16 protein-coding genes are annotated in these 16,268 nt (G+C 71.2%); 5 read left to right on the top strand and 11 right to left on the bottom strand.

The window, feature by feature from the left end:
• Positions 1-74: 74 nt before the first annotated feature.
• The 5 genes from IEY17_RS05715 to IEY17_RS05695 form a co-directional block, all read right to left on the bottom strand.
• Positions 75-980, bottom strand: a complete 906-nt coding sequence (locus IEY17_RS05715) for an oxidoreductase (RefSeq protein ID WP_188986174.1) — start codon at positions 978-980, stop codon at positions 75-77.
• A gap of 46 nt (positions 981-1,026) precedes the next feature.
• Positions 1,027-1,743, bottom strand: coding sequence for a M50 family metallopeptidase (locus tag IEY17_RS05710; protein WP_188986172.1), 717 nt, complete (start codon positions 1,741-1,743; stop codon positions 1,027-1,029).
• Between the two features lie 120 nt (positions 1,744-1,863).
• On the bottom strand, positions 1,864-3,177 hold the full coding sequence (locus tag IEY17_RS05705) for a M20 family metallopeptidase (protein WP_188986170.1): 1,314 nt from the start codon (positions 3,175-3,177) through the stop codon (positions 1,864-1,866).
• 35 nt (positions 3,178-3,212) lie between these two features.
• The gene (locus IEY17_RS05700; protein ID WP_188986169.1) at positions 3,213-3,980 is read right to left on the bottom strand and encodes an EI24 domain-containing protein; all 768 of its coding nucleotides are present in this window, start codon (positions 3,978-3,980) and stop codon (positions 3,213-3,215) included.
• Positions 3,981-4,060: 80 nt separating this feature from the next.
• Positions 4,061-4,273 (bottom strand): hypothetical protein, encoded by a 213-nt coding sequence (locus tag IEY17_RS05695; RefSeq protein ID WP_188986315.1) that lies wholly within the window; start codon positions 4,271-4,273, stop codon positions 4,061-4,063.
• Between the two features lie 166 nt (positions 4,274-4,439).
• Between IEY17_RS05695 and IEY17_RS05690 the strand changes: the two genes are divergently transcribed.
• Complete coding sequence (locus IEY17_RS05690; protein WP_188986168.1) at positions 4,440-5,456, top strand: iron-siderophore ABC transporter substrate-binding protein; 1,017 nt, start codon at positions 4,440-4,442, stop codon at positions 5,454-5,456.
• A gap of 234 nt (positions 5,457-5,690) precedes the next feature.
• On the opposite strand, the gene IEY17_RS05685 is transcribed toward IEY17_RS05690, so the two are convergent.
• The 4 genes from IEY17_RS05685 to lpdA form a co-directional block, all read right to left on the bottom strand.
• Positions 5,691-6,947 (bottom strand): pyruvate dehydrogenase complex dihydrolipoamide acetyltransferase, encoded by a 1,257-nt coding sequence (locus tag IEY17_RS05685; RefSeq protein WP_188986167.1) that lies wholly within the window; start codon positions 6,945-6,947, stop codon positions 5,691-5,693.
• A 24-nt stretch (positions 6,948-6,971) separates the two neighbouring features.
• Positions 6,972-7,967: an alpha-ketoacid dehydrogenase subunit beta gene (locus tag IEY17_RS05680; RefSeq protein WP_188986166.1), complete on the bottom strand. Its 996-nt coding sequence runs from the start codon at positions 7,965-7,967 to the stop codon at positions 6,972-6,974.
• Positions 7,968-8,096: 129 nt separating this feature from the next.
• Positions 8,097-9,200, bottom strand: a complete 1,104-nt coding sequence (pdhA, locus tag IEY17_RS05675) for a pyruvate dehydrogenase (acetyl-transferring) E1 component subunit alpha (RefSeq protein ID WP_188986165.1) — start codon at positions 9,198-9,200, stop codon at positions 8,097-8,099.
• A gap of 32 nt (positions 9,201-9,232) precedes the next feature.
• The gene (gene lpdA, locus IEY17_RS05670; RefSeq protein ID WP_188986164.1) at positions 9,233-10,693 is read right to left on the bottom strand and encodes a dihydrolipoyl dehydrogenase; all 1,461 of its coding nucleotides are present in this window, start codon (positions 10,691-10,693) and stop codon (positions 9,233-9,235) included.
• A gap of 282 nt (positions 10,694-10,975) precedes the next feature.
• Here lpdA and IEY17_RS05665 point away from each other — a divergent pair, with 282 nt between their 5' ends.
• Positions 10,976-11,140 carry a DUF397 domain-containing protein gene (locus tag IEY17_RS05665; protein WP_308423950.1) on the top strand — a complete coding sequence of 55 codons (165 nt, stop codon included), beginning with the start codon at positions 10,976-10,978 and terminating at the stop codon, positions 11,138-11,140.
• A 75-nt stretch (positions 11,141-11,215) separates the two neighbouring features.
• Here the strand turns inward: IEY17_RS05665 and IEY17_RS05660 are convergent, their stop codons facing one another.
• A complete protein-coding gene (locus IEY17_RS05660) occupies positions 11,216-12,424 on the bottom strand; it encodes a PucR family transcriptional regulator (RefSeq protein WP_188986163.1) in 1,209 nt (402 codons plus the stop codon).
• A gap of 326 nt (positions 12,425-12,750) precedes the next feature.
• On the opposite strand from IEY17_RS05660, the gene IEY17_RS05655 reads away from it, so the two are divergent.
• The gene (locus IEY17_RS05655) at positions 12,751-13,467 is read left to right on the top strand and encodes a GntR family transcriptional regulator (protein WP_188986161.1); all 717 of its coding nucleotides are present in this window, start codon (positions 12,751-12,753) and stop codon (positions 13,465-13,467) included.
• Positions 13,468-13,710: 243 nt separating this feature from the next.
• Here the strand turns inward: IEY17_RS05655 and ligD are convergent, their stop codons facing one another.
• Complete coding sequence (ligD, locus tag IEY17_RS05650) at positions 13,711-14,706, bottom strand: non-homologous end-joining DNA ligase (protein ID WP_188986159.1); 996 nt, start codon at positions 14,704-14,706, stop codon at positions 13,711-13,713.
• A 160-nt stretch (positions 14,707-14,866) separates the two neighbouring features.
• On the opposite strand from ligD, the gene IEY17_RS05645 reads away from it, so the two are divergent.
• Together IEY17_RS05645 and IEY17_RS05640 are read left to right on the top strand one after the other, a co-directional pair.
• Complete coding sequence (locus IEY17_RS05645) at positions 14,867-15,619, top strand: DsbA family protein (protein WP_188986157.1); 753 nt, start codon at positions 14,867-14,869, stop codon at positions 15,617-15,619.
• Positions 15,616-16,242, top strand: coding sequence for a vitamin K epoxide reductase family protein (locus IEY17_RS05640; RefSeq protein WP_188986155.1), 627 nt, complete (start codon positions 15,616-15,618; stop codon positions 16,240-16,242). The genes IEY17_RS05645 and IEY17_RS05640 overlap by 4 nt, the downstream gene beginning before the upstream one ends.
• Positions 16,243-16,268: the final 26 nt, after the last annotated feature.

Raw genomic sequence — 16,268 nt, 5'->3', positions numbered from 1 at the left:
ACGTGAGGCCGTTCCGGGTGAAGGGCACCCCCTGACCACCTGGCCGGAGATGCCCTCCACGCAACTCCGAATGATCAGTGGGCTGCTTCGAGGCTTTCGCCCTCCGCGACCAGCGCGTCCAGCGCCGCCACGTCGTCCGCGGTGAGCTCCACCACCGCCGCCGCGGTGTTCTCCTCCAGGTGCGCCACCGACGACGTGCCCGGGATGAGCAGGACGTTCGGCGACCGCCGCAGCAGCCAGGCCAGGGACACCTGGGCCGGTGTCGCGCCGAGCCGCTCCGCGATCGAGCGCAGCACGCCGTCCTCGCGGGCGCGGCTGGCGGAGAACCCGGAGCCCAGCGGGAAGAACGGGACGAAGGCGACACCGACCCGCGCGGTGCGGTCCAGCAGGTCCGCGGAGCTGCGGTTCACCACGTTGTAAAGGTTCTGCACGGCGGCGATCTCGGTGTGCTGCCGCGCCTGCTCGAACTGCTCGGCGGACACGTTGGACAGCCCGATGTTGCGCACCAGCCCCTGCTCACGAAGCTCGACCAGCGCCCCGAGCTGGTCGGCCAGCTCGATGCCGGGCTGGTCGGCGATGTAGCGCAGGTACACCAGGTCCAGCGCCTCGACCCGCAGGCGGCGCAGGTTGTCGTGCACCTGGGCGCGCAGCGCGTCCGGATGGCTCAGCGGCAGCCACGCTCCCTGGTGGTCCCGGTAGGCGCCGATCTTCGTGGCCAGCACGAGGTTGTCGCCGTAGGGATGCAGCGCCTCGGCGATCAGCTCGTTGACCACCCAGGGGCCGTAGAAGTCGCTGGTGTCGATGTGGTCAATGCCCAGCTCAACGGCCCGGCGCAGCACGCGGATCGACCGGTCGCGATCGGTCGGCGGGCCGAACACGCCTGGTCCCGCCAGCTGCATGGCGCCGAAACCGACTCGGTGCACCGTCACGTCCGCGCCCAGCGCGAACTCGCCGCCCAAGACAGTGGAAGAACTTGTCACGCCGCGATGGTGGTGGATGGCGGGCCGACAGGCAACGAGCGCCGTCTCACACCTGCGGCATCAGCAGCAACCAACGCGCGCCCAGCAGCAGCGCCACCACGCCGATCAGGTACCAGCACAGCAGCCACATCGCAGCCGGCACCCCGGTCAACCGGGCCAGCTGGTCGGCGTCGGAGTCCGGCGCGCGGCCCCGGGACCGCTTGCGCCGCAGCTCGCCGATCGGCCGCAGGCCGCCGAAGAGCAGAAACCAGCTGAACAGCGCACAGCACAGGGCCTGCCAGGCGGGGGTGGCCAACCACGACACCGCGACGAGCACACCGCCGGTGACCAGCACGGACAGCACACCGTAGGCGTTGCGGATGGCCAGCAGCATCACGACGAGCAACCCGATGGCGACCCACAGCATCACCTGGGCGAGGTCGGCGGCGACCAGCCACGCGCCGCCGAGTCCCAGCAGCGACACGGCCGGATACCCGGCGAGCAGGGTGAGGACCATGCCGGGTCCGCTCGACCGCCCCGTGGAGACGGTCAGCCCGGAGGTGTCGGAGTGCAGCCGGATGCCGTTGAGCTTGCGGCCGCTGAGCAACGCGACCACCGCGTGCCCGCCCTCGTGCGCGATCGTCACGACGTTGCGCAGCAGCGGCCACGTGCTGCGGTTGAGCACCAGGACCAGCGCGACCGCGCCCACCACGAGGGCGGCGGCGTTGCCCGGGTCGAGCAGCTGCGCGGTCCACTCCCGCACCAATTCATCCACAGTAGACATCTCGTGTTCGGTGACAGGCCGCGTTCCAGCGTAGCGCAGCCGGACGCGCGCACGACGAGCTCCGGTTCGACCGCGGTGCGCCGATCTTCCGTCGCAGATCATGGCTCCGCGGCGGCGGAGTCAGGCGAAGTAGGTGGTGACGTCAAGGGCTCCGCCCGCCGCTTCGAACTCCTCGCGGACCGCCGCGCGCAGCTCCGCGTCCGCCAGAAAGTCCACTGTGGTCAGAGCCAGGCCCACCGCGCCGTCCAGCACCGCCTGGTCCCCCGCTGCGGAGGCCGCCGCGGCGGCGAACTCCTCGGTGTGCAGCGAGAGGTTCGGATCACCCAGGCCGATCATCGGGTGGATCGCGGGCAGCCGGTAGCTGAGGTTGCCCAGGTCCGTCGACCCCGTCAGGTACTCCGGCACCACACCCCGCGGCAGCGACGTGCGGCCCCGGCGCGCCTGGTGCCGCGCCCAGCGGGCCGCCAGCGTGTCGTTGTGCCGGATCGGCAGGTAGGCCGGGCTCTCGTCCCACCTCAGCTCGACGCCGCAGCCGGTCATCGAGGCCGCGCCGTGCGCGATCGCCTCGATGCGCGCGGCCAGGTCCTGCAGCGAACCCGGCTCCGCGGAACGCACGTAGAACAGCGCCGCGGCGCGGTCGGGCACCACGTTCGGGCGCTTGCCGCCGTCGGTGATGATCCCGTGCACCCGGTCCGTCGAGGGGATGTGCTGGCGCAGCGCGGCCACGCCCTGGTAGGTCGCCACCACCGCGTCCAGGGCGTTGCGCCCCATGAACGGCTGCGCGGCGGCGTGCGCGGCCACCCCGTGGAAGACGACCTCCAGCTGGCGGCGCCCCAGGAACGGGTGCGTGGCGATGTCGTGCGAGAACGGGTGCAGCATCACGACCGCGTCGACGTCGTCGAAAACGCCCGCCCTGGCGAGGTGCTCCTTGCCGCCGCCGCCCTCCTCGGCCGGAGTGCCCACCAGGGTCACCCGGCCGCCGGTGACCGCCACGGCCGTGGCCGCGGCGAGAAAACCTCCGACCCCGGCAGCGCAGATGATGTTGTGCCCGCAGCCGTGCCCGATGCCGGGCAGCGCGTCGTACTCGGCCAGCACCGCGACGTGCGGACTCCCGGTGCCGATCCCGGTGCGCAGCGCCGTTTCCAGTCCGCCGACACCGACTTCGGCGTCGAAACCGCGCTGCCGCAGCAGTTCCGCGACCCGCGCGACGGACCGGTGCTCGGCGAACGCCTCCTCGGGGTGCGCGTGCAGGTCGTGGCTCAGCGCCAGCAGGTCCGCGGCGTGGTCGTCCACCCACCGCTCGACGTCGGCTCGCAGCGCCTCGCCGGCACCGGCGAAGTCAGACCGGATCGGCTCGGCCGCGGCCACCGCCCGCTCGGTCGCCGCCGACACCGCGCGCAGGTAGGAGTCATCGGGTCGCCCAGGCTGCGTCACACCCCGACTCTAGGCCGAACGCGGTGCGGCGCGAATCACCGCTGCGCAACGGCACCTCGCCGGGGCGCCGGGCCCAGCACCCGGTGCGCCAGCAGCGTGCCGCCGACCACCGCCGACGGGATCACCACCAGCTGCAGGACCGGGACCAGGCACAGCAGGTAGGTGGGCAGGGCGAAGCCGAACACCACCGCCCGGTGGCGGCGCAGCTCCCGATGGCGGTCGCCGAGCGTGAGGCCGCGCCGCTGGAACACCAGGCCGACCATCTCCAGGGCGAGCACCCACGCGCCGAACAGGGCGCCGAGCACCAGCGCCGCGATCTGCCCGACGACCGGGACGAACCCGATGGCGAACAGCACGACGGCGCCGACCGCCGCGATCCCGACCAGTTTCAGCGAGTCCCGGATGCCGCGGGCGAGCGAGCGCACCAGGCCGGCGCCGTCATCGGAGGTGTCCAGCCCGAGCCGCTCCTCGGCCTGCTCCGCGATGTGCTCGTAGAACGGGCCGCCGACCAGCAACGTCAGCGCGATGAACGACACCGAGGCGAGCACCGCGGCGGCGCCGACGAGCGCCACGCCGAGCAGGATACGCAGGGCGTTGCGGGCGACGTCGCTCCACCCCTCGGCGAACGGGGTCAGCCAGGTGACCACGTCACCGCTGAAGTAGGTCAGGGCGCCGAGGCCGGCGAGCAGCAGCACGGCGCTGATCAGCGCCGGCAACGCACCCAGCAACAGCAGCCGGGGACTGCGCAGGATGATGGCGAATCCGGTGCCGAGCGTGCGGGTTCCGGCGAAGAACGAATTCATCAGGTGTGGTCTCCAGTGCGGTGGCGATCAACGACACCGTATCGGCCGCCCGCCCGGCCGGGGCGGCGGTCCGCCGGATTTCAGCGCACCGCCCGGTGGCGGTCGCGGCGCAGGTGGCGGGTGACGCGGGGGGCGCGCCCGGCGGCGGGTTCGCGCCGGTCCTCACGGCGGTTGGCGTGCAGCTCCAGCAGGACGACGTCGGGGTTCTCGCCCGCGTGGCAGCGCCACAGCATCCTCAGCAGCTCGTCCTCGGCGAGGACCCAACGACGGCCGAACACGTCATCGTCACTCATGGCGACTCCTGCATCCCGCGCCCCGTTGCGCACCGTGAGCGTGTGCTCACGATACCTCGCCGATCTGTGCGAGTGATCCGGCTCACCAGGCGATCGGATTCGGCCGACCGTGCCAGTGAGGTTAGCCTTGCTTGTGTAGATCGACTCCGAGGACGAAGGACCCGTGATGACGCCTCCCCCAGCGACCCGGACCGGCACGTTCGGCCGCCGGGGCTTTGTGCTCGGCGTGACCGGTGTGCTCGCGGCCGGGCTGGCGGCGTGCGGCACCGGCGGGTCCGACGCGACGGGCCGCGCCCCGGCCGGGCCCGGTTTCCCCGTGACCATCCCGAACCGGTACGGCACCGCGCGGATCGAGGCGGCCCCGAAGCGCGTCGTCACCCTCGGCATCACCGACCACGACGTGCTGCTGCCGCTGGGCGTCGTCCCGGCCGGGTTGACCAGGTGGGGACCGTGGGAGAGCGGCGTCGGCCCGTGGGTGCAGCCCCTGCTGGGCGCCGAACGGCCCAAGATCTTCGGCAGCGAGGTCGACGTGGAGGGCGTCATCGCGCTCGCCCCGGACGTGATGATCGCGGTGCAGAGCGCGCTGACCCAGGACCAGTACCACCGGCTGAGCAGCTTCAACCCGGTGGTGGCGCAGCCGCCGAACGCCATCGACTACGGCGTGGACTGGCGGGTGCAGGCCGAGACCATCGGCCGGGTGCTGGGCCGCGAGGCTGACGTCGCCAGGATGGTCGCCGACACCCAGGCGCGCATCGAGCAGACCCGGCGGGCGAACCCGCTGTTCGAGGGCCGCACGCACGTCACGGTCCGCACCGACTCGGCGGGCACCTACGCCGCCTACACCAAGCAGGACGCGCGGACCGCGCTGCTGGAGCAGCTGGGTCTGCGGCTGGCGCCGGGCATCGACAGCCTCGACAGCGACGGCCGGTTCAACGTCAAGATCAGCAAGGAGCAGGTGTCGCTGCTGGACGCCGACGTCGTCATCGTCACCACCGCCAGACCGACCGATGTGGACGCGGTGCGCAACGACCCGCTGCTGAACAACCTGCCCGCGGCCAAGCGCGGCGCGCTGGTCCTGCTCGACGACTACGACCTGACCATGGCGCTCGGCTCGGCAACGGTGTCAAGCATTCCCTTCGCCCTGGACCGCCTGACCCCCAAACTCGCCAACGCCCTCACCTGACAGCATCCCCACCTCCCAACTTCGCCGAAACCCGGTCCCAGGCCGCGGTCGCACCCACACCAGCACGGCATGCGCCTCGAGCGATGTGGGGCGTGAAAAGGCCCCTTCCGCGACGGTCGGGGACGTCGCGGAAGGGGCCAGGCCGAACGCGCGGCGGGACCGGGTGTCGCCACCGGCACAACCACGCCGGTGTCCCGGCGGGCGGAGGAGCACCATGGCCCCTCCGCCCGCTGGTCACGCGATGATGCGGATCGGGTCCTCCAGCAGGCTGGTCAGCTGCTGCAGGAACGCCGCGCCGACCGCGCCGTCCACCGCGCGGTGGTCGGCCGACAGGGTCACCCGCAGGATCTTGCGGGCCACGAACTCGCCGTCGCGCACCTGCACCTCGTCGCGAGCCGCGCCGACCGCCAGAATCGCCGCCTCCGGCGGGTTGATCACCGCGCTGAACTGCTCGATGCCGAACATGCCCAGGTTGGAGATCGAGAAGGTGCCGCCGGACATCTCGTCCAGCTTCAGCTTGCCCTCGCGGGCGCGCCCGGCCAGCTCCCGGCTCTCCACGGCGATCTCCGAGACGCTCTTGCGGTCCGCGTCCTTGATCACCGGGACCACCAGGCCGTTGTCGATCGCCACCGCGACGCCGAGGTTGATCCGCTTGTGCTGCAGCATCGTGTCCCCGGCGAAGGAGACGTTCACCGCGGGATACGCGCGCAGGGCGGTGGCCACCGCCTTCACGATCAGGTCGTTGACGCTGACCTTCGGGCCGCCCGCGGCCTGCAGCCGCTCGTTGAGGTTCGCCCGGAACGCCATCAGGTCGGTGACGTCGATCGCGCTGGTCAGATAGAAGTGCGGCGCCTGCTGCTTGCTCTCCGTCAGCCGCCTGGCGGTCACCTTGCGGATGTTGCTGAGCGGGATCTCCTCGACGTCCGCACTGGCCGCCGGGGCGGCAGCGGCGGCCGGAGCGGCGGGAGCGGCGGCCGGAGCGGCGGGAGCGGCGGCCGGAGCACTCTGCGCCGCGGCGGCGGCCTCGATGTCGGCGCGGATGATCCGCCCGCCCGGGCCGGTGCCCCGCACCGTCGACAGGTCCACACCCTTCTCCTTGGCCACCGCCTTGGCCAGCGGCGACGCCTTCGGCCGGGCACCGGACTCGGCAGCCGGAGCCGGGGCGGCGGCCGGGGCGGCAGGCACCGCCGGAGCCGGAGCCGGCTCGGCCGGGGCGGCGGGCGCCGGGCTGGCAGCGGCCTCCGCGGCCGCACCGGAGCCGTCGCCGAGGATCGCGATCGGCGTGCCGATCGGCACCGTCGCGCCCTCCTCGACGAGGATCTTCTCCAGCACCCCGTCGTCGTATGCCTCCAGTTCCATGACCGCCTTGTCGGTCTCGATCTCGGCGATCACGTCCCCGCGGCTGACCTGGTCGCCGACCTTCTTGCGCCAGGTCGAGATGACGCCCTCCTCCATCGTGTCGGAGAGCCTCGGCATCTGAATCTCAGTCATCGTCTTCCTCGGGTGAGCACAGACTCAGCGGCGGCGGCCGACCGCTTCCAGGGTCTGGTGGACGGCCGTGGTCAAGGATTCCGCGGACGGCAGCGCGGCGCGCTCCAGCGGCTTGGCGTACGGCAGCGGCACCTCCGCCGCCGCAACACGGCGCACCGGGGCGTCCAGGTAGTCGAACGCGCCGTCGGAGATCGACGCCGCGATCTCCGCACCGATGCCGTAGGTCAGCCAGTCGTCCTCGGCGACCACGGCGCAGCCGGTCTTGCGCACGGACTCCACGATGGTGTGCCGGTCCAGCGGGCGCAGGCTCCGCAGGTCGACGACCTCGGCGTTGATGCCCTCCTCGGCGTGCAGCTTCTCCGCCACCTGCTGGGCGATCATCGCCATCCGCGAGTAGCCGATGATGGTGATGTCGGTGCCCTCCCGGGTCACCTTGGCCTTGCCGATCTCGGCCGGCTCGACCACGTCGGGCACCTCGCCCTTGGTGTTGTACAGCGCGAGGTTCTCCAGGAACAGCACCGGGTCGTTGTCCCGGATGGACGCCAGCAGCAGGGCCTTGGCGTCGGCCGGGGTGCTCGGCGCCACGACCTTCAGGCCCGGCACGAACGCGTAGTACAGCTCGATGTTCTGCGAGTGCGTGGCCCCGAGCTGCTGGCCGCCGCCGCCCGGGGTGCGCAGCACCATCGGCACACTGGTCTGGCCGCCGAACATGCCGTAGATCTTGGCCGCGTGGTTGACGATCTGGTCCAGCGCGATCAGCGAGAAGTTGATCGTCATCAGTTCCACGACCGGCCGCAGGCCCAGCATGGCGGCGCCGACCGCGGCGCCGACGAAGCCCTCCTCGGCGATCGGGGTGTCGCGGACCCGCTTCTCGCCGAACTCCTTCAGCAGCCCTGCGGTGATCTTGTAGGAGCCCTCGAAGACCCCGATTTCCTCGCCGATGAGGAAGACGTCCTCATCGCGCAGCATTTCCTCGCGAAGCGTGTCGTGCAACGCTTGGCGATACGAGATGACGGCCAAGGTTGTTACTCCTGCACAAAAAGCATTTGGTGTACCGCGGGCCTTCCGCAGTGGCGTGCGAAAGGCCCGCGGTGGAACGTGGCGGGGTGTCGCAAATACCGCGACGGTTCGGCTGACCCGGAAGTGGCGTCAGAACACCGGGTCGGCGGGGAGCCGTCGCGAATCGTTGGCCACCGGGGTGGCGTAGGTGTAGTCGAACAGCGTCGACGGGTCCGGGTGCGGGCTGTCGTCGGCGAACGCGACCGCCGCGTCGGCCTCGGCCTGCGCCTTGCGTTCGATCTCGGCGGCGCCGTCCTCGTCGAGGACACCGGCCTCGATGAGCTGGGCCCGGAAGTTGGCGACCGGGTCGGCCTGGCGAGCCTTCTCCACCGCCTCCTCGCTGCGGTACTTGGCCGGGTCGACCACCGAGTGGCCCTTCAGCCGCTCGCTGACGGCCTCCAGCAGGGCCGGGCCGCCGCCGGAGCGGGCCCGCTCGACGAGCCGGGTCGCCGCGTCGCGCACGGCCAGCACGTCGGTGCCGTCCACCCGCTCGCCGTGCATCCGGTAGGCCGCGGCGCGCTTGTACAGCTCCGACTCCGCCGAGGACCGCTCCACCGTGGTGCCCATGCCGAGCTGGTTGTTGATCACCACGAAGACCACCGGCAGTTTCCACAGGGCGGCGATGTTCAGCGCCTCGTGGAAGGCACCGATGTTGGTGGTGCCGTCGCCCATCTGGCACATCACGACCTGGTCGCCGCCGCGGTAGTCGATGGCCAGCGCGGCACCGGTGGCCAGCGGGATCTGGCCGCCGACGATGCCGTAGCCACCGAGCAGCCCGGCCTCGACGTCGAACATGTGCATCGAGCCGCCCCAGCCCTTGGAGGTGCCGGTGGTGCGGCCGTACAGCTCGGCCATCACGCGACCGGGCTCGATGCCCTTGGCGATGGCGTAGCCGTGCTCGCGGTAGTTGGTGAACAGCAGGTCGGTCTTGCGCAGGGCGCGCATCAGGCCGACGACGGTGGCCTCCTCGCCGAGGTTGAGGTGGCAGTACCCGCCGATCTTGGCCTGGGTGTAGCCCTGGGCCGCGCGCTCCTCGAAGCGGCGGATCAGGGTCATCTCGTGGAAGTAGTCCCGCAGCAGCTCCGGCGACTCCCCGGCGAACGCACCGCCGCCGGAGCCGCGTACCGCGCTGCCGCGGCGCGACTTGGCAGCACCTCGGGTGGACGGTTTGCTGCGCGTGGCCGTCTGTGCCATGACGGATCCCCTTTCGGAAAAAGGCTCTGCCTTCAGCGCTTCTTCGGCGGTGCGATGTGGACCGGCAGACCCAGCGCGGCCATCGCGGCCTCCATGCCGATCTCCCCCAGGGTGGGGTGCGCGTGGATGGTCTCGGCGAGCTCGTCGAGGGTGGCTTCCAGCGCCATGGCCAGCGCGCCCTCGGTGATCAGGTCGCTGGCGGAGTGGCCGATGATGTGCACGCCGAGGACCTCGCCGTACTTCTTGCCGGCCACGATCTTGAGGAAGCCCTCGGTGTCGCCGTAGCTCTGCGCGCGGCCCAGCGCGGCGAACGGGAACCTGGCGGTCACGACCTCGTGCCCGGCCTCGACGGCCTGCGCCTCGGTGAGGCCGACGCTGGCGATCTCCGGGTGCGTGAAGGTGGCGGCCGGGATCACGTTGTAGTCGATCGAGGCGTGGTGCCCGGCGATCGTCTCGGCGGCGACCACACCCTGGTGGGACGCGACGTGCGCCAGCAGCGCCTTGCCGGTCACGTCGCCGATGGCGTAGACGTGCTCGACGTTGGTGCGTAGCTTGTCGTCGACGACGATGAACCCGCGCTCGGTGGTGGCCACCCCGGTCCGGTCCAGGTCGAGGTGGGCGGTGTTGGGCTTGCGGCCAACCCCCACCAGCACCACGTCGGCGTCGATCTTCTGCGGCTTCGCGCCGTCCACGGTGACCTCGAGACCGTCGGCGCCCTGGTCGATGCGGGACACGGTGGCCTCGGTGAGGACCTTGATGCCGCGCTTGGTGAAGGAGCGGCCCAGGGCCTTGCCGATCTCGGCGTCCTCGGCGGGCACCAGGGTCTTCTGCATCTCGATGATGCTGACCTCGCTGCCGAGGGTGGCGAAGAGGGTGGCCCACTCGGCGCCGACCGCGCTGCCGCCGATGATGGCGATGCGGCGGGGCACCTCGGTCAGACCGAAGGCGCCGTCGGAGGTGATGACGCCGGGCAGGTCGGCGCCGGGCAGCGGCAGCTGCACGGGGACCGAGCCGGTGGCGATGATGACGTCGCGGGCCGAGACCTGCTCGATCGGCTGCGCGCCGGCCGGTTCGGCGGCGTAGCGCGGGCCGTCGGCGCCCAGCGGCGAGTCCCCGGTGGCGTAGACGTCCACGGTGGTCGGTCCGGTGAACCGGGCGTGGCCGTTGATGACGGTGACGCCGTTGCTCTTCAGCAGGCCCGCCACGCCGTCGGTGAGGCCCTTGACGACGCTGCTCTTGCGGCGCCGGATCGCGTCGTAGTCGACGCTGACGTTCTCGACGTTGACGCCGAAGTCAGCCGCGTGCAGGACGGTCTCGTAGACCTCGGCCGAGCGCAGCATCGCCTTGGTGGGGATGCAGCCCCAGTTCAGGCAGACCCCGCCGGGCCGTTCCTTTTCCACCACACCGACCGAGAGACCGCGCTGTGCGGCCCGGATCGCGGCGACGTAACCACCCGGGCCGCCGCCCACCACGAGAAGGTCGAACTCCTGCACTTCGCTGTGCTCCTTTGACTGCACGCGCTGGTTACGGAAAGCCCGGATCGAGCGGGCAATTCTCACCGTGAGTGTCGTGAGCGCGACCACGTGCGCGCTATGCCCGGTTGCCCAGACTTACCCCCCGGCCAAATGTGCACTCCGCACATTTCCCCACGTGACGAACACAACATGTAACACGACAGTTACGGCTCGTGTCGGCGATGAACCTGGACACGCTCGCTCACACTGGTCGTTACGTGAGGTGTTCGATACACTGCGCACAGTTACAACATCCGACGAGTGAGCCGCAGCCAGGGGGCCGAGAACTGCGTTGAGGTCGGTCGCATCAGTGGTGGCGCCGCGGTGCGCGACACGAAGAACCGCGACGCCGGCAACTTCACGGCGACCGGCAGGCAGTGGGCCGCGTTCATCGACGCGATCAAGGGTGGCCGGTTCGACCGCTGAGCCGCGCAGCGACAAGCCCGCCCGGTGATCGTCGAACCGGGCGGGTTTTCGTTCGGGGCTGTCAACCCCGCCGGCTCAGCCGCGCAGGCCGTCGCGGAGGCGCAGGGCGGACAGCGCGAGCGACAGGGACACGTAGGCCGTGCGGCCGTAGAGCGGCTGGCCGATCAGCGACGTGATGCGGTGGAGGCGGTTGAGCACGGTGTTGCGGTGGCAGTGCAGGCGGACCGCCGCGTTGGCCGTGGAGCAGTTCTCCTCCAGCCACGCCGTGAGCGTGTCCAGCAGCATGTCGCGCTCCCGCACCGGCAGTTCCAGCACCGGACCCAGCTGCGTCTCCAGCAGGCGTTGCGCCAGGTCGGGCGACTGCACCAGCAGCGCCTCCGGGAACCGCTCCTCCAGCGTCACCAGCTCCGCGGCCCCGTGTGAGGAGGTGCCCAGCGTGGTCAGCGCGAGCTGGTGGGCGAGGCCCACCTCGGCCAGCCCGCGCACCACCGGCGACGCCGCCACGCGCCCGCGGGCCAGCGGCCGCAGCGCGTCCAGCGCGAGATCCTTGCCGCGCTGCTCCAAAGCGATCAGTCCCACCAGCGAGTCGGCGCGCACCTGCCACACCGACCGGAAGTGCAGCGCGCTCAGCGCGTCCTGGTGGCCGCGCAGGGCGAAACCGCCGTCGTGGGTCATCTCCGCGACGACCACCAGGTACGACCCGCCGGTGGGCAGGTCCAGCTCCTTGGCGGTGCGCTGCGCGAACGCGATGTCCCGCGCCCGGCCGGCGAGCAGGTCCTCCACCAGCGCGTGGCGCCGCTGGTCGTCGCGGCGCACCCGCTCCATCTCGGTGTTGCGGTACGACGTCGACAGCGTCGAGGACAGCCCGTCGATGACCGTCCAGATCGAGGTGGCCACCCCGAGCATCGAGTCCGGGTCGGCGCCGTCCTGGTGCGCCTGGTCGACCAGCGCCTCCCACACGATCCGCCCACCGAGCCGGAAGGTCCGCAGCATGACCTCCAAGGGCACGCCCTGCTCGGCGCGGCGGCGGCCGATCGCGGCCGCGACGTCGTCGCCGTCCGGGCCGCCCACCTCACCGCTGAGGATCTCCAGGATGCGCCCGAGGTACTGGCGGCAGCCCTCCCAGAGGTCCTCCTTGGGCACCGGGCTGTAGTCGGTCCACTCCGGGTTGTCGGTGAAGATGGCGGCCATCAGCCGCTCGGTGAGCGCCGGCACGTCGGCGAGCCGCGCCCGGGCCAGCGCGTGCGTCACTTCGGTGGCGGAGTCGGCAGGATCAGCTACCACGTTCTGGACGATACCGGCCGCCCGGCCCCGTTCGGACCCGTCGGCGGAGGCGCCTGAGGCACCGCCGCCCCTCCTGCGCGACGGTGGCGACCTGGCGGGCCGGAACGGTCGAAGACGGTGCCGCGTCCAAGCACCCGGCCGCCCGCGACAACCGGGCAGTCCGGTCGTAAGCCACTCGTCGGCGCGGAGGACGTCGTGACACCACATCGCGTGATCCAGGCTGGCCAGCTGCACGCCCTCGGCGTGCCGGTCGAGGCCGTGCACCAGCGTCATGTGCGGCAGGGGGTCGTCGGACAGCCGGTGGTCGCGCGGTGACCCCCACGGCGATGCGCACGAACGCCCCGAGACTGCCCGACGCGCTTGCCGCCCGGCTACGGGACCGGATCATGGCCGGGGACCTGCGGCCGGGCGACCACCTGCATCTGGAGCGGCTCGCCGAGGAACTCGGCGTGAGCGTCACTCCCGTGCGCGAGGCGCTGCTGGCGCTGCGCGGCGACGGCTTCGTCACCCTCGAACCCCGCCGCGGCTTCACCGTCGCGCCGCTGGACTGCCAGGACTTCGAGGATGCCCACCGGCTGCAGGCCGTCATCGGCGGCGAGCTGGCCGCCCGCGCGGCCAGCCGGATCAGCGCCGCGCAGCTCGCCGAACTCGCGGCCCTGCACGAGGAAATGCAGTTGTCCAGCCCGTTCGTGCTGGTGGACGTGGGCGAGCTGGTGACCCGCTTTCACACCACCGTCTCCCGGGTCGCCGAGTCGCCCAAGCTGGCGTGGTTCCTCGACGTCGCCCGGCGCTACACGCCGCACACCGTGCTCAGCGACCTGCCGGACTGGCGGGAGATCGCGGTGGCCGACCACCACGCCGTGCTTTCCGCGCTGCAGCACCGTGATCCCGTCGCCGCACGGGTGGGCATGCAGCGGCACGTCGTCCGCACCGGAGAGTTGCTGATCCGCCACCTGCAGCAACGGGGGCTCTGGCCCGAGCCCGAAAACCCGCCCCTACCAGGGCGTTCCGCGTCACACCCGGAACAACGGGGAGGTCGTTAACGTTGTGCCCGTCAGCGGCGACACCCCTGTTAGGGGACGTCCGCCGCCGCCTGCCTCCCATCCGAGAATCCCTACGCGAGAAAGCCGGGGCACCCAGCATGCAGAGCAGCAGCCGCACGATCGTGTCGGTTGTCGGAACGGTACTGATGGTCGTCACGACTGTTCTTCTCGCCGCGTGGAGCCCTCCGCAGACTCCGGTCCAGCCCACCGCCAACCAGGTGCCGATCGTCGGGCGCTGAGCGCTCACCCCTCGCGCACCACGTCCGACGGGCGTTTGTCCTCGCGCAGCCCGGAAAAACGCGGATGCCGCAGCCTGCCGTCGGCGGTCCACTCGGTGAAGCCGACCTGCGCCACCAGTTCCGGCGCCACCCAGTGCGCACCGGGTTCGGTGACCGGGTCGGCGAACGGTGGGTCCGCGACGGTCAGTTCGTCCAGCCGGGCGCGCAGGTCGCGCAGCGTCCGCTCGTCGTAGCCGGTGCCGACCTTGCCCGCGTAGCGCAGCCGGGACTGCTGGTAGTAGCCAACCAGCAGGGCGCCGAAGCCGACCCGGGATCCCTTGGGCTCGGTGAAGCCACCGATCACGAACTCCTGGTCGTTGACGCACTTGAACTTCAGCCAGTCCCGGCTGCGTCCCGCGCGGTAGGGCCGGTCGGCGCGCTTGGCGATCAGCCCCTCCCAGCCCTGCGCGCACGCCTCTCGGAAGTACTGCTCGCCGGTGCCCGAGCGGTGCGCGCTGAAGCGCAGCGGATCGGCGAACTCGAAGCACTCGCGCAACAACCGTTTCCGGGTCCGCAGCGCCAGGCGGGTGAGGTCCACGCCGCCGAACGCGATCAGGTCGAAGACGTAGTAGTAGACCGGGACACCCGTGCGCCGGGCGGCGCGCGGGTCGGTCAGGTGGATCCGCTTCTGCAACCGGGCGAAGCTGGTCTGGTTGCCCTCGAAGGCGACCACCTCGCCGTCGATCACGAACCGCTCCGCGCCCTGTGCGCTGAGCGCGTCGAGGAGCTCGGGGTAGGCGGCGTCGACCCGCTTGCGGTTGCGGGACCACAGCTGCGGCTGCGCCCCGTCGCACCCGGCGATCACCCGCACCCCGTCCAGTTTGCGCTCGAAGATCCACCTTTGGTCGGAGAACCGCTGGTGGGTCAGCGTCGCCAGCTGCGGCTCGTGCCAGGTGCCGCCCGGCCACGGCCGCAGGCTGGCCTGCTCGGCGGGGTCGAGCAGCGGGAACGGATCGTTCATCGGAAAACGGCTACCCGGACGCCGCGGGTGGGAAAACCGGTAAGGCTGAGAAGGGTCTGAAAACGCGCTGTGAGTTGCCCCCGCTGAAAAACCTGATCGAGTGAATGCGGGAAACTGGGCCTGTTGTGCTCCGGAGTGGACCCGAGGGTGATAGCGCACCATGCCGAAGAACCAGAACCCGGTGACCCGCGGTGGCGGGCTGTCCGTGAACGTCGTGCTCACCATCGTCGTGGTGGTCGTCGCCGTCGTCGTGATCGGCGGGATCCTGTTGTTCAACCGCGGCGGTGGCTCGGGCGACAGCGCCGCCCCCGCCCCGGCCGTCCCGGCCGAGGTGCTGCGCAAACCGGACAGCCACGCGCTGATCGACTCGCCGGACAACAAGGTCACCGTCGTGGAGTTCCTCGACTACCAGTGCCCGGCCTGCCACAGCTACTACACCGCGCTGACCAAGCAGATCGAGAAGGACTACGCGGGCCGGATCACCTTCGTCACGCGCAACTTCCCGCTGCAGGGCCACCCGCTGGCGCGCTCGGCGGCGCAGGCCGCCGAGGCCGCCGGGCTGCAGGGCAAGTACAAGGAGATGTACCACGCCCTCTACGACAACTACGAAGCCTGGGCGCTGGCTCCCGACGGCGCGAACGTCAGCAGTGACACGGCGAAGGCCAGCGCACTGTTCGAGCAGTACGCCCAGCAGATCGGCCTGGATGTGGCGAAGTTCCGGCAGGACGTGAACTCGCCGCAGGTCAACGCCAAGATCGACGCCGACGTCGCCGACGGCAACCTCGCCGGGGTGAGGGGCACCCCGAGCCTGTTCATCAACGGTCGGAAGTACCAGCCCGGCGACGACGTGCAGACCTTCCGGCAGCTGGCCGACGACTTCCTCGGCAAGCTGAACGCGGAGCTCGCGAAGTGACCACGGGCATCGACATCGAACGCGCCGAGGCCGAGCAGCCGGCTCCGGCCGCGCCGCGCGGGCTGGCCTGGCTGTACGTCGTGGGGGGCCTCGTCGGCCTGGTGGCCTCGTTCGCCCTGACCGTCGAGAAGCTGCAGAAGCTGGCCAACCCGGACTACGTGCCGACGTGCAGCATCAACCCGATCCTGTCCTGCGGCACGGTGATGGACACCCCGCAGGCGGCGCTGCTGGGCTTCCCCAACCCGCTGATGGGGGTGGCCGCGTTCCCGGTGATCGTCACCGCCGGGGCCGCGCTGCTGGCCGGGTTCCGGCCGCCGCGCTGGTTCTGGCTGGGCATGCAGGCCGGGACCACGCTGGCCGTGCTGTTCATCCACTGGCTGGTGGTCCAGAGCCTCTACACGATCGGCGCGCTGTGCCCGTACTGCATGGTCGTGTGGGCCACGACGATCCCGCTGTTCTGGTACACGACGTTGCGCAATCTCACCAGCGGCGACCTCGGTGGCCGACCGGGCACCGGCGCGGCGCTGGCCCGGTTCCACAGCACGGTGCTCGTGGTGTGGTATCTGGTGATCGTGGTCCTGGTCCTGCAGGCGTTCTGGGAGTACTGGATCACCCTTTTGTAGCCCGAGCCGCCCGTTTGTTCGGTGCA

The sequence above is a fragment of the Saccharopolyspora thermophila genome (assembly GCF_014646075.1).
In the GTDB taxonomy this organism is placed as follows: domain Bacteria; phylum Actinomycetota; class Actinomycetes; order Mycobacteriales; family Pseudonocardiaceae; genus Saccharopolyspora; species Saccharopolyspora thermophila.
This window is presented reverse-complemented; position numbering and strand designations above follow the sequence as displayed.

What these genes read in the sequence shown, in the direction of transcription:
- IEY17_RS05695 (WP_188986315.1), bottom strand. Translation starts at nt 4,273, where the DNA reads ATGAGTGACGATGACGTGTTCGGCCGTCGTTGGGTCCTCGCCGAGGAC.
- IEY17_RS05645 (WP_188986157.1), top strand. Translation starts at nt 14,867, where the DNA reads ATGCCGAAGAACCAGAACCCGGTGACCCGCGGTGGCGGGCTGTCCGTG.
- IEY17_RS05710 (WP_188986172.1), bottom strand. Translation starts at nt 1,743, where the DNA reads ATGTCTACTGTGGATGAATTGGTGCGGGAGTGGACCGCGCAGCTGCTC.
- IEY17_RS05700 (WP_188986169.1), bottom strand. Translation starts at nt 3,980, where the DNA reads ATGAATTCGTTCTTCGCCGGAACCCGCACGCTCGGCACCGGATTCGCC.
- pdhA (WP_188986165.1), bottom strand. Translation starts at nt 9,200, where the DNA reads ATGGCACAGACGGCCACGCGCAGCAAACCGTCCACCCGAGGTGCTGCC.
- IEY17_RS05655 (WP_188986161.1), top strand. Translation starts at nt 12,751, where the DNA reads ATGCGCACGAACGCCCCGAGACTGCCCGACGCGCTTGCCGCCCGGCTA.
- IEY17_RS05685 (WP_188986167.1), bottom strand. Translation starts at nt 6,947, where the DNA reads ATGACTGAGATTCAGATGCCGAGGCTCTCCGACACGATGGAGGAGGGC.
- ligD (WP_188986159.1), bottom strand. Translation starts at nt 14,706, where the DNA reads ATGAACGATCCGTTCCCGCTGCTCGACCCCGCCGAGCAGGCCAGCCTG.
- IEY17_RS05690 (WP_188986168.1), top strand. Translation starts at nt 4,440, where the DNA reads ATGACGCCTCCCCCAGCGACCCGGACCGGCACGTTCGGCCGCCGGGGC.